The organism is Butyricimonas sp. (assembly GCF_019423355.1).
Taxonomy (GTDB): domain Bacteria; phylum Bacteroidota; class Bacteroidia; order Bacteroidales; family Marinifilaceae; genus Butyricimonas; species Butyricimonas faecihominis.
This window is the reverse complement of the sequence record NZ_JAHZBP010000008.1, coordinates 23,473-45,560: the sequence shown is the minus strand read 5'-3', so window position 1 is coordinate 45,560 and position 22,088 is coordinate 23,473. Positions and strand designations below refer to the sequence as shown.

The 22,088-nt window shown below is 38.9% G+C and carries 15 protein-coding genes; all 15 read left to right on the top strand.

Annotated features, from left to right (window positions below; genetic code table 11):
* The first annotated feature begins 192 nt into the window (after nt 1–192).
* The 15 genes from QVC79_RS11890 to QVC79_RS11820 all read left to right on the top strand — a co-directional run bounded on the left by QVC79_RS11890 (nt 193) and on the right by QVC79_RS11820 (nt 22,088).
* The gene (locus QVC79_RS11890; RefSeq protein ID WP_229783017.1) at nt 193–765 is read left to right on the top strand and encodes an RNA polymerase sigma-70 factor; all 573 of its coding nucleotides are present in this window, start codon (nt 193–195) and stop codon (nt 763–765) included.
* A 41-nt stretch (nt 766–806) separates the two neighbouring features.
* Nucleotides 807–1,313, top strand: a complete 507-nt coding sequence (locus QVC79_RS11885) for a TlpA family protein disulfide reductase (RefSeq protein WP_229783016.1) — start codon at nt 807–809, stop codon at nt 1,311–1,313.
* Nucleotides 1,314–1,717: 404 nt separating this feature from the next.
* The gene (locus QVC79_RS11880) at nt 1,718–2,875 is read left to right on the top strand and encodes a FecR family protein (protein ID WP_270594986.1); all 1,158 of its coding nucleotides are present in this window, start codon (nt 1,718–1,720) and stop codon (nt 2,873–2,875) included.
* Nucleotides 2,876–2,957: 82 nt separating this feature from the next.
* The gene (locus QVC79_RS11875) at nt 2,958–6,440 is read left to right on the top strand and encodes a SusC/RagA family TonB-linked outer membrane protein (RefSeq protein ID WP_270594985.1); all 3,483 of its coding nucleotides are present in this window, start codon (nt 2,958–2,960) and stop codon (nt 6,438–6,440) included.
* Between the two features lie 11 nt (nt 6,441–6,451).
* The gene (locus QVC79_RS11870; protein WP_270594983.1) at nt 6,452–7,852 is read left to right on the top strand and encodes a RagB/SusD family nutrient uptake outer membrane protein; all 1,401 of its coding nucleotides are present in this window, start codon (nt 6,452–6,454) and stop codon (nt 7,850–7,852) included.
* A gap of 41 nt (nt 7,853–7,893) precedes the next feature.
* A complete protein-coding gene (locus tag QVC79_RS11865) occupies nt 7,894–8,682 on the top strand; it encodes a DUF4843 domain-containing protein (RefSeq protein WP_270594982.1) in 789 nt (262 codons plus the stop codon).
* A gap of 12 nt (nt 8,683–8,694) precedes the next feature.
* Nucleotides 8,695–10,329 carry a PKD-like family lipoprotein gene (locus QVC79_RS11860; RefSeq protein WP_270594981.1) on the top strand — a complete coding sequence of 545 codons (1,635 nt, stop codon included), beginning with the start codon at nt 8,695–8,697 and terminating at the stop codon, nt 10,327–10,329.
* Nucleotides 10,330–10,342: 13 nt separating this feature from the next.
* On the top strand, nt 10,343–11,509 hold the full coding sequence (locus QVC79_RS11855; RefSeq protein WP_270594979.1) for a TlpA disulfide reductase family protein: 1,167 nt from the start codon (nt 10,343–10,345) through the stop codon (nt 11,507–11,509).
* A gap of 28 nt (nt 11,510–11,537) precedes the next feature.
* Nucleotides 11,538–12,881: a TlpA family protein disulfide reductase gene (locus QVC79_RS11850; RefSeq protein ID WP_270594978.1), complete on the top strand. Its 1,344-nt coding sequence runs from the start codon at nt 11,538–11,540 to the stop codon at nt 12,879–12,881.
* Nucleotides 12,882–13,030: 149 nt separating this feature from the next.
* Nucleotides 13,031–13,564 carry an RNA polymerase sigma-70 factor gene (locus QVC79_RS11845; RefSeq protein ID WP_087421770.1) on the top strand — a complete coding sequence of 178 codons (534 nt, stop codon included), beginning with the start codon at nt 13,031–13,033 and terminating at the stop codon, nt 13,562–13,564.
* Between the two features lie 92 nt (nt 13,565–13,656).
* Complete coding sequence (locus QVC79_RS11840) at nt 13,657–14,817, top strand: FecR family protein (protein WP_270594976.1); 1,161 nt, start codon at nt 13,657–13,659, stop codon at nt 14,815–14,817.
* A 107-nt stretch (nt 14,818–14,924) separates the two neighbouring features.
* Nucleotides 14,925–18,350, top strand: a complete 3,426-nt coding sequence (locus QVC79_RS11835; RefSeq protein ID WP_270594975.1) for a SusC/RagA family TonB-linked outer membrane protein — start codon at nt 14,925–14,927, stop codon at nt 18,348–18,350.
* A gap of 11 nt (nt 18,351–18,361) precedes the next feature.
* Nucleotides 18,362–19,807: a RagB/SusD family nutrient uptake outer membrane protein gene (locus QVC79_RS11830; RefSeq protein WP_270594974.1), complete on the top strand. Its 1,446-nt coding sequence runs from the start codon at nt 18,362–18,364 to the stop codon at nt 19,805–19,807.
* Between the two features lie 13 nt (nt 19,808–19,820).
* A complete protein-coding gene (locus QVC79_RS11825) occupies nt 19,821–20,597 on the top strand; it encodes a DUF4843 domain-containing protein (RefSeq protein WP_270594972.1) in 777 nt (258 codons plus the stop codon).
* Nucleotides 20,598–20,621: 24 nt separating this feature from the next.
* Nucleotides 20,622–22,088: a PKD-like family lipoprotein gene (locus tag QVC79_RS11820; RefSeq protein ID WP_270594970.1), complete on the top strand. Its 1,467-nt coding sequence runs from the start codon at nt 20,622–20,624 to the stop codon at nt 22,086–22,088.

The following is a 22,088-nucleotide window of genomic DNA, read 5'->3' as shown; positions in this document are numbered from 1 at the left end:
GTCTGTTTTTGATTTATGATGTTGTTTTTTTACCTTGTCCGGGGAAAGTCCTTATCCACCTGTCAGCAAATTTATAAAATTAATCTGAATCCCTTGAAACTGGTTAAAGTCTTTTCCCATGTTGCTGCGTGAACAGTTTATTTTATAATTGTCCCAGTTGTTTGTCGTCTTCAATAAAAAGTTTACTTTTGTATGGATAGAGGTCGTGTTAGTTATATGCGTATCATGATAGGAAATGACTTAAATAGTGATTCTTTTGAAAGTTTATTCAAATCCCATTTCGGGGATTTGGTGGGATTCGTATGTAGCTACGTGAATGACGAAGAGGTGGCTAAGGACATCGTGCATGATGTGTTCCTCGTGGTGTTGAAGAATCAAAAAAAATTGGATACTTCTTATTCTTTGAAGTCCTACCTGTTCACCTTATCCAAGAATTATGCTTTGAATTACTTGAAACATTTGCGTGTCGTGGCTATGAACGAGCGGGAAGTTGTCGAGGCGTTGCAGAATGCTGATGAGGAACTGGATGATTATGAACAACGTATGGCCCGCTTGAACGAAAAGCTCGACGAATTGCCTGAAAAACAACGGGAAGTGCTGATGAAATGTTTTGTTGAAGGTCAAACATACAAGGACGTGGCTGACGGGATGGGAATTAGTGTGAATTCGGTAAAGACTCATATTTCACGAGGGTTGAAATTCCTGAGAAACGAGTTGAAGGAGGAAATGGTGATGTTATTCCTGCTGAAACGGGAACGAGTATAAGTGTTTGAAAATTGGGATGTTAATTTAAAATAGTGAAAAAAATGATGAAGTTAATTGTATGTATCGTTCTGACGTTGACCTTGTCAAACGTCTTTGGACAAGAGTCCAATAATGGAAAAAAATTGTGGGCAGATTCTTTTCTAAATAAGAAAGCCCCGGAATTTGTGGTGGAAGAGTGGATTTCCCAGCAACCGAAATTGAAGGGAAAATTCATTTTGATTGACTTTTGGGCAACATGGTGTGGCCCGTGCCGGAAGGCGATACCCGAATTAAACGAGTTTGCTAAAAAGTTCGGGAAAAAGTTGGTTGTTATCGGAATCTCTGATGAAACTGCGGCTAAAGTAAAAGAGATGAAAGAGCCGAATATCGAATATTACAGTGCGGTAGATACCAAAGGTGTGATGAAAAAAGCACTTGGGGTAAAGGGGATTCCTCACGTGATTTTGATTGATCCGAAAGGCATTGTTCGTTGGGAAGGTTTTCCCTTATTACAAGGACATGAGTTAACGGCTGAGGTTATCGAGAAAATAATGAAGAAATATAAGTAGAGGTATTTTTTTGTTTTTACAGGATAATTTGAAGACAGGACTTTTTTGGAGTCCTGTTTTTTTGTCGGGTATTTTTAAGTGGGAATTTATAACGTTATCAAAAGGTATTAAGTTATATAATAAAAATTATAGTTTTATATCTATCATATTTGTAAAATAATATTCATTTTATAGCGATCTTAAATGGATATGTTATGATCTATTATAATTAGAGATGAATAGGAGATGAATGGGAGTTGAATAGGAGTTGGTATAATATAATTACGAAAAAATATTAATTAAAATTTATTTTTGAGATGGGATTACCTATACAAATCCGATTATTTTCCGTTAGATAAAAAAATATTCAATTTTTTGTCACCCATTTGAGGGGGCTTGTTGTGTTATTGTAAAAAATAGCAAAAATGAGTTATAAGGATGACGATATAGAATTTGCCAATAGGTTACTTACTCGACGGGAAGAGTTGAATGACGAGGAAGTGACTGCATGGTTGAAAGAGAAAGATCATGTTGAACTATTGGACGAGATTGCGGCGATCCGGCAAAAGTTGTCAGGACAGAGCTATGGAGAGAATGATGAAGAAGAATTTCTGCATCTGGAGAAGAATATTTATGAGCAGAAGAGTCGCCGGATGACTTTGCGCTGGTCGATTGCCGCCTCGATTATTTTGTTGGTCGGTTTATTCGTGGGGCGTACGATAAACGGGGTTCGGGATATGCATGAGGAACAAGAGTTGGCAAAGAATGTGATGCAACCCGGAACGTTGAAGGCTGTTTTAATGATGGCTGACGGGAAAGAGGTGGTGTTGGAACAAGGGCAGAATTTGAATATTTTGTTGAATGAACGGGTTCGGGTGGCTACCAGCAATCGGGGAATCGTGTACGAGGAACATGGAAAAGGGGTGGTGACAGAAGAGTATAATAAGTTGACAACGCCTATCGGGGGAGAGTATTCATTGGTATTATCGGATGGTACCAAGGTATTTTTGAACGCGGATTCCGAATTAAAATATCCGGTAGAATTCAGTGATGGGAAACGAATCGTTGATTTGAAAGGTGAGGCCTATTTCGAGGTTCACAAAGATAGTTTGCGTCCTTTTGTTGTTCGGGTGAACGGGGCGGAAGTGACTGTTCTGGGAACATCGTTTAACGTGAACACTTACGGGGATGACGGGCAGATCTACACGACGCTGGTGAACGGGGCGGTCCGGGTGTCTTCCGTGAAGAACGGGCAGGCAGAGGTGCTGAAACCGGGAATGCAGAGCGTGATGGACGTGCAGTCGGGACAATTGACGGTGAGAGAGGTGGACGTGGAGCCTTACGTGGCATGGAGGGAAGGGCGGTTCGTGTTCCGGGCGATGACGCTGGATTTGATCATGCGCCAGTTGCAGCGCTGGTATGATTTCGAGGTGTTCTACCAGAATCCGGAATTGAAAGACTACGAGTTTCGGGGCGTGATCAAAAGGGATATGGATCTGGATAAAGTGTTGTCCGTGATCAAGGTAACGACAAATGTTGATTTCGAGGTAAAAGGAAAAGTGATAACTATTATAAAACGTTAGGAAAGAAATACGGGGATTGCCGCTAACAACCCCCGTGTTCATTCTCCGAAGAGAATTCAAGTATTAATTCAATTACAAAGCTATGAAAAAAAAACGAAGTATGTGCATGAATTGCACATTCAGGGAACTTTTTAACCTATTGCGAGTGATGAAAATTGTGATTTTATTTATGCTGATAGGGCTGACGCACCTTTCGGCAGAGGTTCGCAGCCAGAATAATGCATCGGTTAGTCTGAAGCTGAAAGATGCTACGATTGAACAAGTGATTCTGGAGGTCGAAAAACAGTTAAAACAGGATTTCTTTTTTAGTAAGAAAGAGGTGGATGTGACAAGAAAGATTTCCGTGAATTTGAACCAAGCAACGCTGGACGAGCTGGTACGAGTGATTTTTGGAGAGAGTTTCGGTTATCGGTTGGTTGACAATCTGATCGTGATTACCCCGAAAGCGGTTGTAGCCAAGGAGGAAGAGAAAACGATTCTGATGAAAGGGCAGGTGGTGGATAAAGGTGGGGCCCCTCTACCCGGGGTAACCGTTCTTATCGAGGGGACAACGGTGGGATGTGCCACGGATATTGATGGGAAGTTTAGTCTTCCTTTGCCTAAAGAGCTGAAGGATGTGGTGGTTGTTTTCCGTTTTGTCGGAATGGAGACGCAAAAGGTGAAACTGGCTGATATTAAGGATAAAGAGATTCTAGCTGGTAAGAAGGATTTGAAGGTTGTGATGGAGGAACAAACTGAAAATCTGGAAGACGTGGTGGTGACGGGTATCTTTACTCGTAAGAAAGAAGGGTTTACGGGATCAGCAACACGGGTTTCTAGGGATGAGATTAAACGAATGACTTCCGGTAATGTCTTGAAGGCGTTAGAGATGTTAGATCCCGGTTTTAGGATGAATGCGAGTAATCTGGCCGGTTCGAATCCAAATGCAATACCGGATTTTCAAATGCGAGGACAAGCTAGCATGGGTAATTACCAGAGTGATGACGTGGTTGTGTTGCGTGGAGATGTAAATACTCGTCCGAATCAACCGTTGTTCGTGTTGGATGGAGTGATTGGCGTGGATGCAACTACGATCATGGATCTTGATCCGGAACAAGTGGAATCAATTACATTGTTGAAGGATGCGGCAGCGACGGTTATTTATGGTTCAGAGGCTGCCAATGGAGTGGTAGTCGTGGAAACAAGAGCCCCGCTACCGGGAAAACTACGTTTCACGTATAATGGTAATTACGAACTGGAATGGCCGGATTTGAGTGTTTATGACATGATGAATGCGAAAGAGAAGCTGGAAATAGAGGAGTTGGCGGGGTATTATGATGAAAAGGATAATTTGGGGTTGATGAATTATTATAATAATCTTCGCCAAGAGGTGATGCGGGGTGTGAATACCTATTGGTTGGCAGAACCAGTGAAGACAGCCTTTTCTCATAGACATGGCTTGACCGTGGAGGGGGGAGACCATACGTTGCGTTATAAAATTTATCTGGGAGCCAAATGGGCACCCGGTATTATGAAAGAAACGGATTTAAATACTAAAACAGGAAAGATTGATTTGAATTATCGGAATAATAAAATTTTGATTAATAATCAATTGACTGTGGATTATTCAAATGGTACTAGGGTTTCTCCTTATGGAAGTTTTCAAGATTACACGAAAATAAATCCTTATTATCGTAAGACTGATGAGCATGGAAATATTAAGCAAGTATTGGATGATCATAGTATTGGTGATAATTATGAATTTGTCGCTTATTATGGTACGCCAACTTTAAATCCTTTGTGGAATGCACAGTTTGATTCAAAGAATGAAAGCCGGAATTTTGAACTTCGGGAGGCTTTAAAAGTGGAGTACTTACCGTTTGAAAATTTCCGTTTAAGTTTGGATTTTACGCTAACCCGGAAGGATGGAACGGTAGAGGTGTTTAACTCTGCCCAGCATAATGATTTCTTTCTTGAGGAAGACCCGGCTAAAAAAGGATTATACGAATGGACTAAAACAGAGGGAACTCAATATAGATTAAGTTTGTCGGGAGCGTATACGAAAGGGTTGGGTGATCATTTGTTGACAGCTTACTTGCGATATAGTGTGAATGAAAATTCTACAAAATCGACTACATTGTCCATGAAGGGATTTCCGAATGATAAGTTGAGTGAAGTGTATATGGGAACGGAATACAACAATACATCAGGAAGCGAGAGTGTTGCTAGATCTTTAGCTTTCGTGATGACCTTGAATTATGCTTATAAACAACGTTATGCTTTTGATTATAGCATGAGTGTCAATGCATCTTCTGAGTTTGGAAAAAATAACCGTTATGCCCCGTTCTGGTCTGCCGGAGTACGTTGGAATGCAGAAAAAGAACCTTTTATTAATAACTTAGGTATTTTTGATGAATTGGTGGTGAGGGGGACTTACGGTATTACGGGATCTCAGGGATTTACTCCTTATCAGTCTTTACAGATGTATACGTATTCTAATTTGATGAAAACTTACAAAAGTTCGGATGTGGTGGGGACGGAGATATACGGTTTGGGAAATCCGGATTTAAAATGGCAACAGACAGAAAATTATAATGCATCATTGGATTTTACCATGTTTAATAATATTCTGAGTGCAAGATTCGAGTACTACGAGAAATATACGAAAAATACGTTGTTGGATTACACGATGGCTCCGTCTGTCGGATTTCCAACAATGAAAGAGAATCTGGGAAGAATTTCTAATAAGGGATACGAGGTGACATTACGTTTAATGCCATATAGTGATCCTGCAAGACAAGCTTATTGGAACGTGATTTTTACCGGTTCTCATAATAAATCACGGATAGAGGAAATTTCTAATGCTTTGAAAGTGATGAACGAGAAACAAATGGAAATTGCGGATGAGGTTGAAGACCCGTATGTTACCGGTTTAGAAGATAAACGTAAAAAACGTCCTTTACCCCGTTATGAGAACGGTTATTCTCAAACTACGATTTGGGCGGTTCGTTCGATGGGTATAGATCCACAATCCGGTCGGGAGGTATTTTTGACTAGAGACGGTCAACTGACAAATGAATATTCTGCAATCGACCAAGTCCCGGTTGGAGATACTGAACCTAAATTTCAAGGTTCTGTTTCAACGACATTTACCTATAAAGGGTTTAGTTTAACGCTTGCCGGTCAATATCATTGGGGTGGACAGACTTTTAACCAGACACTGATAGATAAGGTGGAAAATGCTAACTTACGAATGAATGCGGATCGGAGAGCTCTGTATAGCCGATGGAAAAATCCTGGAGATCAGGTGTTTTTTAAGGCAATAGATGGAAATATTGCTAAGATGGATACGAAGGAGAGTTCTCGTTTCGTGATGGATGATAATGAATTTTATTTTTCAACTATAAATTTATCCTATCGGTTGGACGGGCAAAAATGTGATTGGCTTAAACGGGTTGGGGTTAGTGCTGCGACAATTGGAGTGTATATGGAAGATATTTGTCGGTTCTCGTCGATTAAGATGGAACGAGGAATTGATTATCCTTTCTCTCGTCAAGTGTCCATGTCGTTGAATGTAACTTTTTAAATTGATGAACGATGAAAAAGTATATAGTTAGCATTTGTTTAGGAATGTTCTTGTTTTCCTCCTGTTCGAATTGGTTAGATGTAAAACCGAAAACGACGGTGGAAGAAGAAGAGGTTTTTAGCCGGGAATTAGGTTTTAAAGAAGCTTTAACCGGAGCGTATATAAAGATGGCGTCAACTGATTTGTATGCCAAAAATTTGAGTTATGGTTTCTTGGATATATTGGGACAACGTTACCAGATTAATGTAGTGGCAAATTATGAGAACCCCCTGTGGTATACATTCCCATCTACATACACGGAAAGTTACACGGAAGCGATTTGGTCGAAGATGTATAACGTGATCGCTAATTTGAATAATTTGTTGTATTACTGTGATAAAAACAGAGATGTGTTTACCACGGAGCATTATTACGAAATTATTAAAGGGGAGGCTTTGGGTTTGAGAGCGTTTTTGCATTTTGATTTGTTACGGATGTTCGGACCGATATATAAAGACAACCCAACTGCGAAACGAATTGCTTATCGGACGGAGTTTAATCAGGAACCGAAGGAGATGCAACCTTCTAACGTGGTGGTGGATAGTATTATTGCTGATTTGAAAAGAGCTGAAATTTTATTGACCAATATAGATCCGTTGAATTTTGAATTTCCAAAAACAGAAGATGGGAATAGTGGAACGGGAAAAGATGGCTTTTTGGAGTATCGTCACAAACGGATGAACTTGTATGCGGTGAAAGCGATGTTGGCGAGAGTCTACTTGTATGCAGGAAACAAGACCGAGGCGGTTAATTATGCGAATCAAGTTATTGACGGGAAATATTTCGATCTGATAGGGGATGCAACAGATGTTTTACGTTCAAAAGAGATCGTGTTCTCTGTTTACGTGGATAAGTTTGACCAACAAGTGACGGATATAACCAATGGTACTTCTTATTTGATTGTCAAGGAGAGTTTCTTGAATGAAATGTTTGATGTGGCTAATGATGGGACAAATGATTTGAGAATCAGAGAGGGAGTTGGATTTGATTACGGAACAAACGGAATCAAAATGCGGAAATATAAGCAAGAAAACTTGTGGGCATCCACGGAAGGAACCGTTGTTTTAATACGTTTATCTGAAATGTATTACATTTTGGCGGAATGTGCGGCAACTCCGGGTGAAGCGGCTGAGTTTTTGAATAAAGTACGAAATATACGCGGGGTAGATCCGGTTGTTTGTACGGAAGCTAACAGATTGGATGAGATTGAAAAAGAGTACCGCAAGGAATTTTACGGGGAGGGGCAATTGTTTTTCTTCTATAAGCGTCATGCTTACACGACATTTCTGCATTGCCCTGTGAACCAAATGGCTGAAAGTAATTATATGTTCTCTTGGCCGGATAATGAAACTTTATTTGGTAAAACAAATTAAGACATCGTGAATGTTGTATTTACTGATAAAATGAGAGATTTATGAAAAATTTGGCAATTATATTACAGGTTTTAATCACGTTATTTTTTCTTCAGAGTTGTGAGGAATACGAGATGGTGCAATATGGAGAGGGAAACGAGATTAATTTTATGGCTGATTATTATTTAGGTAAAGATAAGAAACCGTATTGGGTGGATGAAACAGAATATTTGCATTATGAGACAAATTTTGGGATTAATCCTCGTGGAGATTCTTTGTTATTGGATACTCTTCTGGTAGGGGTTAAAATAAGTGGAGTTCCCGCAGATCATCCTCGAAAGGTTGCGTTTACCACGAAAAAGTTAGGCGATAATACATTGGAGATTGTATGTCCGGAGGAGTATTATGTCCCGGCAGACACGGGTGTTGCCGTGTTTAAAGTTTTGATAAAACGTCCGGAAAAACGAAATACGGAATATTCTGCCTATCTGACTTTTGATTACGAGAAATCGGATTTTAAAGCGGGGACTGCCGAAAGACAAACTTTTGAATTGAGGGTAGAAAATTCTGTTAATTTGGAATTGTGGGGATCTTCTCAAGAAGAATGGGATGGATATTACGCGATGTTTTTTGGAGATTATAGCGAGACGAAAGCTCGTTATTTGATCACGAAATACGGAGGTACGGTATTGAATGAATGGACTATGACGAATCAATTTTATGATGTTCTTTACTCGAATGGTTTCTACATGGATTTTGAAGAGTATAAAGCAGATCCTGATAATGCACCCTTGATAGATGAAAATACGGGTGAATGGATTGAGATTCCTGATATTTCAGAATTACTTTAAAAATAAGAAATTATGAGAAGATTAATTTATATACTGGCTTTGTTACTGTTTGTGTCTTGTTATGATGATAAGGGAAATTATGATTATGAAGATATTAATACGGTAGCAGTTGAATTGGATGAGTTGTATTCCGTGCGTTTGGACAAGGATACCACGCTTACTATTGTTCCCCGGCTGTCACAGCTCTTACAAAAGGACGATGAAAATTTGAGTTATGTTTGGTTATATTCTACGATCAATCATAATTTCTATGGTTTAGCGGATCGTGAAGGTTTTGACACTGTGAGTATAGAACCTAGTTTACGTTTTCATATAGACCCGGAAGAGAAAAATTTGAAATACGAGCATTTTTTTCGTTTAAATGTGTTTGACAAGGTAACGGGAATTGAATATCCGGTAAATACGACGATCAAGTTGATCAAACCTTATGATGGAACTTGGATGGTTTTACATAGTAAAAACGGACAGACGGAATTGGGGTCGATTGAATATATCGGTGCTGATATCGTGGTGAATGAAGATGCCTATTATAAAGAATCAGGCAAGCGATTGACAGGTAAGCCACTTTGTTTGGGACAATATACAACGTCGGTTAAATATTATGGAACCGGGAGCGGCTGGAATATGTTTTACGTGCTTACTGATGTTGCCAAAGAGGCCGGAGTTTATTGTCAATGGAAAAAATTTGAGAAAAAGGATAGTTTGTCTCGAATGGTTGCCCCGATGGCTCAAGCAGGTTTTGATTTCCAACATGTGGAGATGATGGATGGTGATGGAAGTGCCAGTGCTCTTTTGTTGTCCAATGGAGTTCTTTATCAGATCCCTAGGGCCGGTAAAGTGTATAAACCGGGAAGCGGGTTGACCGGTGATGTGAAGATTACCTTGGCATCTAAAGTTATTAACAATGCTTTGTTGTATGATGAGGCCGGACATCGTTTTGCATTTTATTACAATAAAAGTGATGGGTTAGGCGTGAAGAAGTATGATCCTTTGTACTTTAATGAGAGCGAGGAAAATAGTGATTTGATTCAATCTATTCCGGTTCGAGATGGTGATGCTACGGGAGCTGATCCTAACAAGTTAGCTCCGGATCAAAAAGTGTTGTACGTGGGAACCGGATATCAATTTGATCAAAGTTGGACAAGTGTGTATGGTTATGGTTTGGCTAAAAGTGATGATAAATGTTTTGTTTATGAATTTAATCCAAGAGGGTTTACTTATGCTGATTATGCCTCTTTTAATGCTTATTATCAAATTGATTTACCTAAAGGATTAGATGAAAATGCTTGTTTTGCTTCCACTCCGCCTTATAGTGGTATTATTTTTTACGCATCGGGTAATACGGTTTATCGTTTAGACTTTAAACAGGCCGGAGGAAAAGCTACTGCAATCTATACTCATACGGGGGGAAAGGCTACGAAAATGAAATTTGCCAAGAGAAAGGCTCCAGGAGAAGGAGAGTTTGCAGCCTATGAGTTTGATTTGCAACGTAGTTTAGGAGTTTCTTTTGATATGGGAAATGGCAAGAGTGATTTTGTTATCTTGAATTTGTCATCAACCGGTAGTGTTGGGGCTAATAGTGTAACTTATCCGGCAACACAGGTATATTCTGATTTTGGAGAAATAGCTGATTTTGTATTTATTTAAAAAAGGTATTAAGATGAAGTGGATAATTATTATATGGGGTTTACTGTCTCTAGTAGGATGCCAGAGTAAGCCTGAAGGATTCGTGATAAAAGGAGAATTTCAAGGTGCACCGGAAAATGAATGGGTATATTTAACGAATACCGGGCAGACTGTGTATTATGATAGTGTACAGTTGAAAAAAGGAAAGTTTGAGTTTAAAGGGAAAGTGGATTATCCGGAATTACGTAGTATTACTTATTTTAAAGATCCGTCGCAACGAATTTATGGATGGGATAAGATCATGGAGTTACCGATATATGTGGAAAATTCTACTATTCGGGTTTCTTTACCTTTTGCAGGGCTACCCTCAAAATTAGAGAAAAAAGTACCGGGTAATTTGCGTGTAGAAGGTTCTCATGCTCATGATTTATATGCGAAATATAAAGAACGGGTAACGCCTTTTGTTGTAAAAGATGACAGCTTGTTTGATGCTTACCGTCGTGCTTATTATTATAAAAAAGGGACGGAAGATGATGTGTTCCGTTGTGTGAGGGGGATGGATGCTATGCGTGATAGTGTTTTTGCCGTGGGTGTTGAATTTATCCGGCAACATCAGGAGTCTCCGGTAGCTTTATATGTGGCAAAAAATCTACGGGTAAGAGCTTACGATAGAGATAAAGCGAAAGAAGTGGTTGGTTTTTTACCGGAAAACGTGAAAGCTACCCCGATGGGACAACAAGCTATGAAAGCTTTATTGGAACAGCCGCTTTACGTGGGAGATGTGTTGCCTGATTTTGATGTGTTGAATGTAGATTTACAGACAGTAAAGTTGTCAATGCTATTAAAAAAGGGACATTATACGTTGGTAGAATTATGGGCATCTTGGTGTGGACCTTGTCGGGCAGATATTCCTCATTTAAAAGAGACTTATCAGCGCTATCATGAAAAAGGTTTTGAAATGGTTAGTATCTCTATCGACGATGATATGGAGGCATGGCAGAAAGCAGTAAAAGAGGAAGGTATGCCTTGGAATCAGGTTTGTGGAGCAAACGGGAAAGGTTATAAGAAAGAATGTATGGATTTGTTTGGTGTTAACGGTGTACCTTCATGCGTGTTGATTGATAAGGAAGGGCGAGTCATTAGCACAAATGCACGTGGGGGATGGTTGAACGAGAAGTTGGCGGCATTGTTTAAAGAATAAAAATTCGGTTTTATAAAATTTGTATTGTATGAAAAATGTATTGTTATTGTTCCTACTCGTGGTTGGTGTTGCCAGCCACGGGATGGGGAAGAACGTGCGGTTGCATGGTTCTTTGAAAGAGTTCGGGGCTAATGTGGTATCTATGGATTTTGATGGTGCTGCAGGTGAATTATCTAAGGAGTGGAGTCAAAAAATCACGGTGAATAAAGATGGTAGTTTTGATTTTTCTTTTGACTTGAAAAAGCCAGGATATTATTCGGTAGGACGGAACACGCTGTATTTGACTCCGGGGGATGATATGGAAGTGTATCTAGGAACGTCTCAACCACAAAGTTGGTTTAAGGGAAAAGGTGCGGGCGTGAATAACTATATGAAAGGACGTTTGTTCCCAAAGGCGGGATCATTTTTAGAGGCGGGGAGAAATGTGAAAGGTAGTTTCGAAGAGACGAAAAAATATATTGATGAGCGGGCTGCCCAACGGGAGAAAGAATTGAAGGCATTGCCGAATGCGAGTAAGGAGTTTGTGGAGTTGGAAATGATGCGTATCAAGGCGGATGTTGCCAATAGTTATATGGCATATTTATGGTATTCTGATCTGTTGAAAGATTGTAAAACACGGGAAGAGGGAGAAAAGGTCGCTAATGATTTTAACAAGTCTATTCGAGAATATATAAATCCAATATTGAAAGAGATTTCTGCTAAGGATGAGTATTTGGAGGTTGCCGTGGTGAGAGATGTGTTGCTGAGTTGTTATGATATGGATGCTTCTATTTTTGATTTTCCGAAATCACAACGGTTGAAAGAGTTAAATGATGCTTACGTGACCGGGGATCGAATGAATGAGGAGATGACGCAATCTCTTTATGATGAGTTACATGCATTCGGCTCTAAGTTGAAAAATGCTGATTTTAAGCAGGCTTTTCTAGGACGGTTGGAAAAAAGGGCGAAATTGATGGAAGGACGCCCGGCTATTGATTTTGCTGTTGTGGATATGAACGGGAAAGAGGGAAAATTGAGTGATTATAAAGGGAAGGTGTTGTTTATTGACTTTTGGGCGACTTGGTGTATGCCTTGTTTGGGAGAAATGCCTTTCTTTAATGAATTGAGTAAGAAGTATCCAAATGTTCAGTTTATAGGTGTATCTTTGGATGACAACACGGAAGTTTGGTTGAATAAATTGAAGGGTGATTCGGATCATGGTAACGTATTGGAGTTATTTTCAAAAGACCCTGTGGTTCGGATTGGTTGGGATATTACAGGAATTCCTCGTTTCTTGTTGATCGATAAAGATTTCAAGATTATTTCAGCTTCGGTACCTCGTCCATCCGAGAAAGATGTGATTACTCCATTATTGGAAAAGTATAATAAGTAAGGAAATTATCATCTTAATTATTGTTTTCGGGGGAGTTATCTTAAAATATAGAGATAACTCCTCTTTTCGTTGAAATATTTTAATGATTTCTTGAAAAATGGGACAAATAGTTTACTTTTGTGGAGGAGATGTCGTGAATAAATTGCACTATGGCAAGAGATCTTTTGGAGAACAAGGCTTTCGAGGAGTTGTTTGATTTGCATTACGGGAATCTGGTGGGATTCGTGTATGGTTACGTGAGGGATGAAGAGGTGGCAAAAGATATTGTGCATGATGCGTTCTTGACTTTTTGGACGAATCGGAAACATTTGGATTTGTCCTATTCTGCAAAATCTTATCTATTTACGTTGGCACAGAATTATGCTTTGAATTACTTGAGGCATTTACGGGTCGTGGAGGTGAACGAGCGTGAGGTGACGGCTTTGTTGGAATCGGCTTCGGAGGAATTGGCTGAATACGATGAACGGTTTGCCCGGGTAGAGGAAAAGTTAGCTTTGTTACCGGAGAAGCAGCGGGAGGTTTTTTTGAAATGTGTGGTGGAAGAGAAAAAATACCAAGAGGTGGCGGATGAGTTGGATGTGAGTATTAACACGATAAAAAAGCATATGACTCGCGCCTTGAAATTTTTGAGAGGGGAATTGCAGGATGAAACTGTGTTACTTTTCGTGTTGAAAAAGAAGTGATTATCTTTTTATTTTCAAATTCTATATAAAAAATTGCTTTTTGTGTCACCCTTTTTTTGAGGGTACGTGTGATAGATGTAAAATGACGATTTATGAGATACAATGACGAAGATATAGAATTTGCTAATTTGATTCTGACAGACCGGGAGAATTTGGACGATGCGGAGGTGGATGCGTGGATGGAAGACCCGGAGCATGTAAAATTATTGAAAGAATTTGCCACGGCTTATCAAGTTCGTATGAATAAGAATTTTGATCAAGATAAAGAAGAGGAATTTGCTCGGTTGGAGAGGGATATTTACGAACGGAAGAGTCGTCGAATGACATTACGTTGGTCGGTAGCGGCTTCTGTTATTTTGCTGGTTAGTTTGTTTGTGGGGCGTACGGTGACTGAGTGGAGAGATTTGGATGATGCTCGTGTGCTGGCAAAAACGGAAAGAAACGTACCGGGTGCTAAAGCTGAGTTGATTTTGAGTACTGGGGAACGGGTTGTTTTGGATCGAAAGAGTGTAGCAATAGAGGGTTTGAACGAGATGGGGATTCGAAATGATTCCGTGACCGGGTTGGATTATGCGACCGCGAAAGTGGAGGGGGAAGAGATCGTGTATAACACTATGCGAATCCCGGTGGGAGGATTTTATCAGTTGGCTTTGTCAGACGGGAGTAAAGTGTGGTTGAATTCGATGACGGAACTTCGTTTCCCGGTGACTTTTACGGGGGAACAGCGAAAAGTTTATTTGACAGGAGAGGCTTATTTTGAGGTGACTTACGATACGGTGCATCCATTTATTGTAGAGACTCCGGACGGAATGGAAGTAAAGGTGTACGGGACAGAATTTAATATGAACACGTACGGGAAAGGTGTTGTACAGACTGTACTTGTAAAAGGAAAAGTTGGAGTCCGGGATGGTGTTCATGGTAAAGAAGTGATGTTGGAACCTCGGCAGATGGCTGAATATGATGAGAAAACGGGAATGGTGCGGGTAAAAAACGTTGATCCGTATAGATATATTGCTTGGAAAGATGGAGAATTTGTATTTGAACGGGAGACAATTGAGGGGATCATGGAACGATTAAGTAGATGGTATGATGTGAAAATATTTTACGGAAAAGAATCTTTGAAACAGAAACGATTTACTGGTGTTGTTAGTCGTTATGAAGATATCACACAAGTACTTCGTTTGATAGAGGGACCGGCAACATTACGTTTCGAGGTGAAGGGAAACGTGGTAACCGTGAAAGACAGAGAATAATATTTAGTGATAGTTAATAGAAAACCGTAAAGTGCGTCAACACATTTACGGTTTATCACAGGATGTTTGAGCATCCGTGTTAGTTTTAATAGTTAATTTACAAAATTATGAAAAAAAACAAGACGAGTTTTGTTTTTCCTGACTTTTTTAGATGGGAGAAACAAAATCTTTTATGTTGCCGTTGGGTTTTTGTGGTAGTGATGTGTTTGAGCTTTTCTTCAGGAGCTTTCGCACAACAGCAAAAAGTGTCGATTAGCGTGAAAAATGTGGACGTGTCGGTTGTTTTCCGGCATATCAAGGAACAAACGAAATTGAATTTCGTGTATGATCCGGATCAATTGGTTTCGATGTCGAGTGTTACTATGGATGTGAGGAACGTGGCGGTTGATTCTGTGTTGTCGAAGTTATTCTCGGGAACTTCTTTCGAATATCGTTTCGAGATGGGATCTATTTTGATCAGGAAGGTACTGCGAAAACAGGAGCAGGAGCAAATGGTTGTACAAGGTACTGTATATGATGTTTCAGGACAAGTGCTTCCCGGGGTAACAGTTATGTTGAAAGGGACCACGGTGGGAACGGCAACTGATATGCAAGGGCGTTATCAAATGGTGATTCCGAAGACGGATAAACCTGTGTTGGTTTTCTCTTTTATTGGAATGAAAAATGCGGAACGTTCTTTTAATGGAGAGAAATCGTTGAACGTAACGCTTGAAGAGGAAGCAGAGAATTTGGATGAAGTGGTTGTGACAGGGTTGGTTACGCATAATGTAAAGAGTTTTACTGGAAATGCTTCTGTATATAATAGTGAAGATTTGAAGGCTGTAGGCCATCAAAATCTGATAAAAAGTTTAGCCTTGTTGGATCCTTCTTTGTCGATTGCGGAAAATATCGAAATGGGATCGGATCCGAATACGATGCCTAAAATTCGGTTTAGAGGTGAGAGTTCTTTTCAAGGATTTGAAAGTATTGATAAATCCGGTTTGGTAAATGATCCGAATCAACCGTTATTTATTTTGGATGGTTATCAGACAACCTTGGAAAAGATTGTTGATTTGGATATGAATAGGGTCGAGTCGGTTACAATTTTGAAAGATGCAGCTGCCGGAGCTATTTATGGATCACGTGCCGCCAATGGAGTGATTGTTGTCAAGACAATTCAGCCTAAATCCGGAGAACTTCAGATAAGTTATTCGATGGATTTGGATTTTAATTTGCCTGATTTGTCTAGTTATGATCTTTTGAATGCAACAGAAAATCTGCAATTAATTAATCGTTTGGGGTTGTATCGGAATAACGATGGAACATTGGCTCCCGGCTATAATGAAATCGCTCGTTGGGTCGCCGAAGGTGTAGATACAGATTGGTTGTCACAGCCTGTGCGCAATGCGGTAGGGAATAAACACTCGTTGAATTTGTCTGGAGGCGACAATAGAATGCGTTATGGGGTGGATTTAAATTATTCTGGTAATCCAGGAGTAATGAAAAAATCTTCAAGGACGAATTACGGAATTGGGGTGAATTTATCTTATAATTATAATGATAGGCTTCTTTTTAATAATTATTTGTCTGTTGGAGTAACAAAATCAAAAGAATCTCCTTACGGGAATTTTAGTGATTACACGACAATAAATTCTTTTTATCCTATATATGATGAGAAAGGGGATTTGTATAAGTCTTATTATTTTGTAGACCGATATGGAAATTTAAGTAATCTTTGGGGAAGTGTTAATAATGAACCCTCTAACCCGTTATATGAGGCCTTTGTTGGAAATAAGGATGAAAGTACAAGTTCTAATGTTAATGAAAATTTTTCTTTTGATTGGTTGATACATTCTTCGTTTCGTTTAAATGGTAGAATAAGTTATACGAAAAATCAAAATGAAACAACTTCTTTTTTATCTCCCAATTCTGTTACTTATAAAGATTATGGGGAAGGTATGTCAGATGTAACGACAGAAGATGAAATATTGCGGGGGCGTTATACTTATTCCCAAGTGAAACAGGAAGCATTGGAAGGAAATTTACTGGTAACTTGGTCTCGAAATATAGGAAAGCATTTTGCCACGGCTTCAGCTGGTGTTTCCATGTCTGATTCTCGAAGTGTTGTGTATGGATTTACTGCTCAGGGATTTGGTGGAAATGATGCATCGGAACCAGCGTATGCAGAAGGATACGAGGAAGGTGGTGTGCCTAATAACTCGGAGGGACATACTCGATTGGCTAGTTTTTTCGCTTCCGCTAATTATGCTTTTGACAGTCGTTATTTGTTTGACTTTTCTTATCGGTTAGATGGTTCTTCACAGTTTGGTTCAGAGGAAAACGTGGCACCTTTTTATAGTGTCGGTTTGGGGTGGAACGTGCATAATGAAACGTTTATCAGAAAACTGAATTTTGTGAATATGTTAAAGTTACGTGCTACTTACGGAGAACTTGGATCAATTAGTTTTTCTCCTTATCAAGCTAAGGATATTTATGCTACCACGAAAAATGATAGATATGATGGAAATATTGGCGTTGTATTACAAGGGTTAGGTAATGAGAATTTACGTTGGCAGACAACGAAGTCTTATGATTTTGGTGTGACATTAGGTTTGTTTGATCGGTTTGATTTTTCTTTGAGTTTTTATAAAAAAGAAACTCATGATATGGTTTTGCCAGTAACAACTCCCCCGTCTGTCGGATTTGATAGCTTTACGGAAAATCTTGGTCGTATGAGAAACACGGGTTATGAGTTATCATTGCGAGCTTTTGCAATGAAGAAGAAAACGTTAAATGTTTCTGTTTTTCTGAATGCAAGTCACAATAAAAATAAGATTTTGTCCATTTCTTCCGCATTAGAGTCCTATAATAAATCTATTGATAATTCGGAGGGAAAAACGGAAAGTGAATATAAGCAAGCTTCTCATAAATTTTTAACAAAATATGAAGAAGGACAATCAACCACAGCAATTTATGCAGTTCGTTCTTTAGGAATAGATCCGATGACTGGGGAAGAGCTTTTCTTGACGAAAGAAGGAAAGCCTACGTGGACCTGGAATGCCCTTGACAAAGTTGTTGTGGGAGATACAGAACCCAAAATTAGAGGTACTTTTGGAGTAAATGCAGGTTGGAAAGGTTTGTATATGAATGCAACTTTTGCCTATCAGTATGGGGGGGAGGCTTATAATCAGACAGTGGTAGATAAGGTCGAAAATTCGAACAAATATCAGAATGTAGACAAGCGAGTCTTGACGGAAACTTGGCAAAAGCCAGGGGATATTGTAAAGTATAAAGCGAATGTAACGAGCCGATTGGTACAATACTTCACTTATGCAAGTTCTCGATTTGTTCAAGATTTGAATTATTTGCAATTTTCTTCTTTTTCATTACAATATGAAATGCCGAAGAGTTTGATTTCTTGTTTGCGTATGGAGAGTTTGAGATTTTCATTTAATATGTCTGATTTGTTTTATTGGTCTACGGTAAAACGTGAACGGGGTACTTCGTATCCTTTTGCTCGTTCATTTACTGTTGGTTTGCGTGCAAATTTTTAAAGAATAGAATTATGAAAATGATATATTATTTTTTCATGTTGAGTATAGTCTTCGTTGTTGGAGGGTGTGGGAATTGGTTAGATGTTCAACCGACAACAGAGAAAGATCGAGAAGATTTGATCGAGACGGAAGATGGATTTAAGCAAATGCTTTATGGTACCTATATAAATCTAGTTCATCCGGATTTATACGGTCATCAATTGACTTATGGTTTATTGGAAGGGTTAGCTCGAAATTATGTATGGCATCCTACAAGTAGCTATAATTATGAGGACAAGACAGTGCGCCCCACGATAGATGCTATATGGAATACCATGTATAATAACATAGCAAATGTGAATAGCATCTTGAAAGATATTAAGTCTCGTAAAGATCTTTTTATTAATCATGAGGGAGATGTGTTAGAAGCTGAGGCGTTGGCTATGCGGGCTTTTATGCATTTTGATTTGTTACGAATGTTTGCTCCGGCGTATCAAGATAACGAAGATCGTATTGCGATACCGTATGTGGAAACTTATGAACGGGTTCGATATCCGCACTTACCGACAAAGGAAATTATGGAAAAGGTATTGAAAGATTTGAATGAAGCCGAGAAAATGTTAGAGGCAAGTGATGATCCGATTTTGAAAGAAATTATTTGTACTTATTCCGGGAAAAATGATTTTATGGCAAATCGGCAATATCGTTTTAATTATTGGGCAGTGAATGCTTTGAAGGCTAGAGTGTATTTGTATATGGGGGATACGGAAAATGCAAACCATTATGCAATGAAGGTAATAGAAGAAGCACCTTTCACGTGGGTAAGTGAGACTGATGTAACTTCTGGGGATCAGATTTTCATGCCGGAGTTGATTTGTGGGTTGAATGTTCCTAAGTTGGCTAATTATTATGAAACTTATTTTACATCCGAAAAATATTCATTATCCGATGGATGGGGTGTTTATGGATTAGGGGTTTTTGAGGATGCTAATGATTTCCGTTATTTGTATTTGCTTTCTAATGATAGAGCTAATAATAAGGTTATTTCTAGTAAATATAATCAACGTGTTAGTAGTTCGAGGGTGATGAAGAAAGAAACGGTACCTTTGATTCGTTTGGGGGAGATGTATTTGATTGCGGCTGAATGCAATGTCGAGGATAATCCGGGTGAAGCTGTCCGATTATTACGAGAATTGAAATCACATAGAGGTTATTTGTCTGAAGATAAAGGGATTGTCGGAGATGCTAGTGCGAATCAATTGCTTGACTATATAAAAAAAGAGATGCGTAAGGAGACTTATGCTGAAGGACAGATGTTTTTCTTTTGGAAACGTTTAAAGTCTTCAACAACTCCTGGTTTTAGTCCATGGTCATCTGCTGCTACGACCCCGATGAAAGTCGAGTATTATACATTCCCATTGCCGGAATCGGAACTTGAATATGGTAATATTCCTTCGAATGGAGAGTTAAATTTATAAATATTGAATTGATATGAAAGTGATATATTATTTCCTTTTGATTTTGTCTATCGTTTTGTTGACGAGATGTTCAACAGATAAAATTGAGAAATTTGATGAGCGTAATTATATTTCTTTTGATGTAAATGAGGTAGAAGAGGGATATCCTAAGTTGTCTTATACTTTTACTTTTTCAGAAGAATCTGTTAGAGAAGTGATATATGAAGTTCCTGTTGTTTATGCGGGGCGCTATAATAATAAGGTCGTGCCATTTTCTTGGCAAGTTGTGGAGGAGGAAAGTACTGCTGTGTTAAATACTCATTATCAATTATTAGATGGAGATGCGTCGTTTATTGAGGCTGGAAAGAATGTTGGTGTGGCAAAAATTAAATTGTTACGGACAGGGGATATGCAAAATAATTTTTATGAATTAGTCTTACAGTTAGTTGAAAACGAGAGTTTTAAGTCGGGAGCTATAGATAGAGTAAAAATAGTGATAACAGATCAATTAGTGAAACCGGATTATTGGGTGTGGGATCCATATGATCATTATTTAGGAAATTATTCTTCGATGAAGTTTCGGTTGTGGTTAGAATTTATGAATGTAAGTGATGGAGCGAATCCATTTGAAACAGATAAATATATACAATGGACTGATCGAGGTACTGGAAATTTCATATATAAGAATTATAGGGAATCAGAGGTGAAAACAACGGTTCTGGAGTTCCGGCAATGGTTGTATAATGAGAAAAACAATCCTTACGACGAAGATTTGAAAGCTCCCGTGGCAGAGAGTCTTGGTGGATTTTAGTGACGAAATTTAAGAATTGATATTATGAGAAAGATATATTTATTTAGCGTGTGGTTATTGTGTTGTTTCGGTGCTTGTATAGAGGATAAAGGAAATTATAATTATGTTCCTTTAGAAGAAGTGGCAATCAGTGGACTTAATGATTCTTATCGTTTTGTTCTTCAGAAATCACAGTCAATAATTCCCAAAGTGATAACGAATATTGATGAGAGTAATCTTACTTATTGTTGGCGTATAGGTCCGGACACGCTTTGTAAGACAAGAGATTTTAATTATACTTTTACTCGGATTCCTGTTGCAGTTTCTTCTAATCCATTGACTTTTGAGGTAAGAGATGTAACAACAGATGTGCGTTATTCTAAAGTTATGCAAGTGAGTGTTGTATCTCCTTTTTATTCCGGATGGTTGATGCTTACGGCACAACGGGATGGAAAGGCGGCGCTAGCTTTTCAATCATATGAGGATGAACAAATGTTATATCAAGATGTTTATCAGGAGGTGAATAATGAAAAATTGTCGGGTACACCTTTAATGGTAAAACAGCTTAGGTATCAGGATGGAATTACGGGTGCTTATATGGATCGCATATCCGTGATTTGTGAAAGTGGAAAATCACCGGAATTAGACGGGACTTCACTTGTGCGTTGTAAATATTATGAAGATGAATTTCAAAAGGAATCTCTTCATATAGATAATATTACCTCAGAGTATTATAAAAACGAGAATGCGTTGAGTATTGTTTCTGATGGTTTAGTTTATGGTAAGGTGCTAGGAAGTATGGGGTCACCGGACGATGCTTATTATCAATATCCTTTTGAGGGAGATGAGCGAGGGTATAAAGTTGCACCATTTCTTGTAAAAGGAGCTTATACGTCTTACTATTTTGCGTTGGATGAGTTAAATCATCGTTTCGTGTATTATTCGGCAACAACGCTCTCTTCAAGAGTTTCTTCCGTGGTGTGGGATGAAGAAGAATCCGTATTCGGGGTAGATTTGCATGATGTCCAAGGTGAAATGATATGGATGGGGGCAATTTTGTATGATGATGATATATATAGCATTGTGTTTGATAAAGGGGTATATGTTTTACGTAGAATGGAGATAGCATGGGATGGTAGAGCAAAGTTACTTGCTTGTGTGAAATTGCCGGACGGAGTGGTGGTTGAAGGGAGTCGCTTTGCCTTGCATCCTACGTCCCCTTATTTGTTTGTCAGTAACGGAAATATGTTGCAAGCGATTAACTTGGAAAATCTTTCAGCTGGAGCGAAGGCTGTAAATGAGATTTGTTGTTATGAAGGAGAGATCCTTGCAATGCATTACGCTTATGATAATGCTGCGGGGTTGAATGAATTTGGGGTTGCAATACAAACAGGAAATAACGAATCTGCTTTGTTAATTGTTAATCCGACTCTTTCTTCTGGGGGAGAGATCATGAATAGATATGATCATGTAGAAGGAAAAATTGTTAGTTTATGGCGTAAATTTATGTAA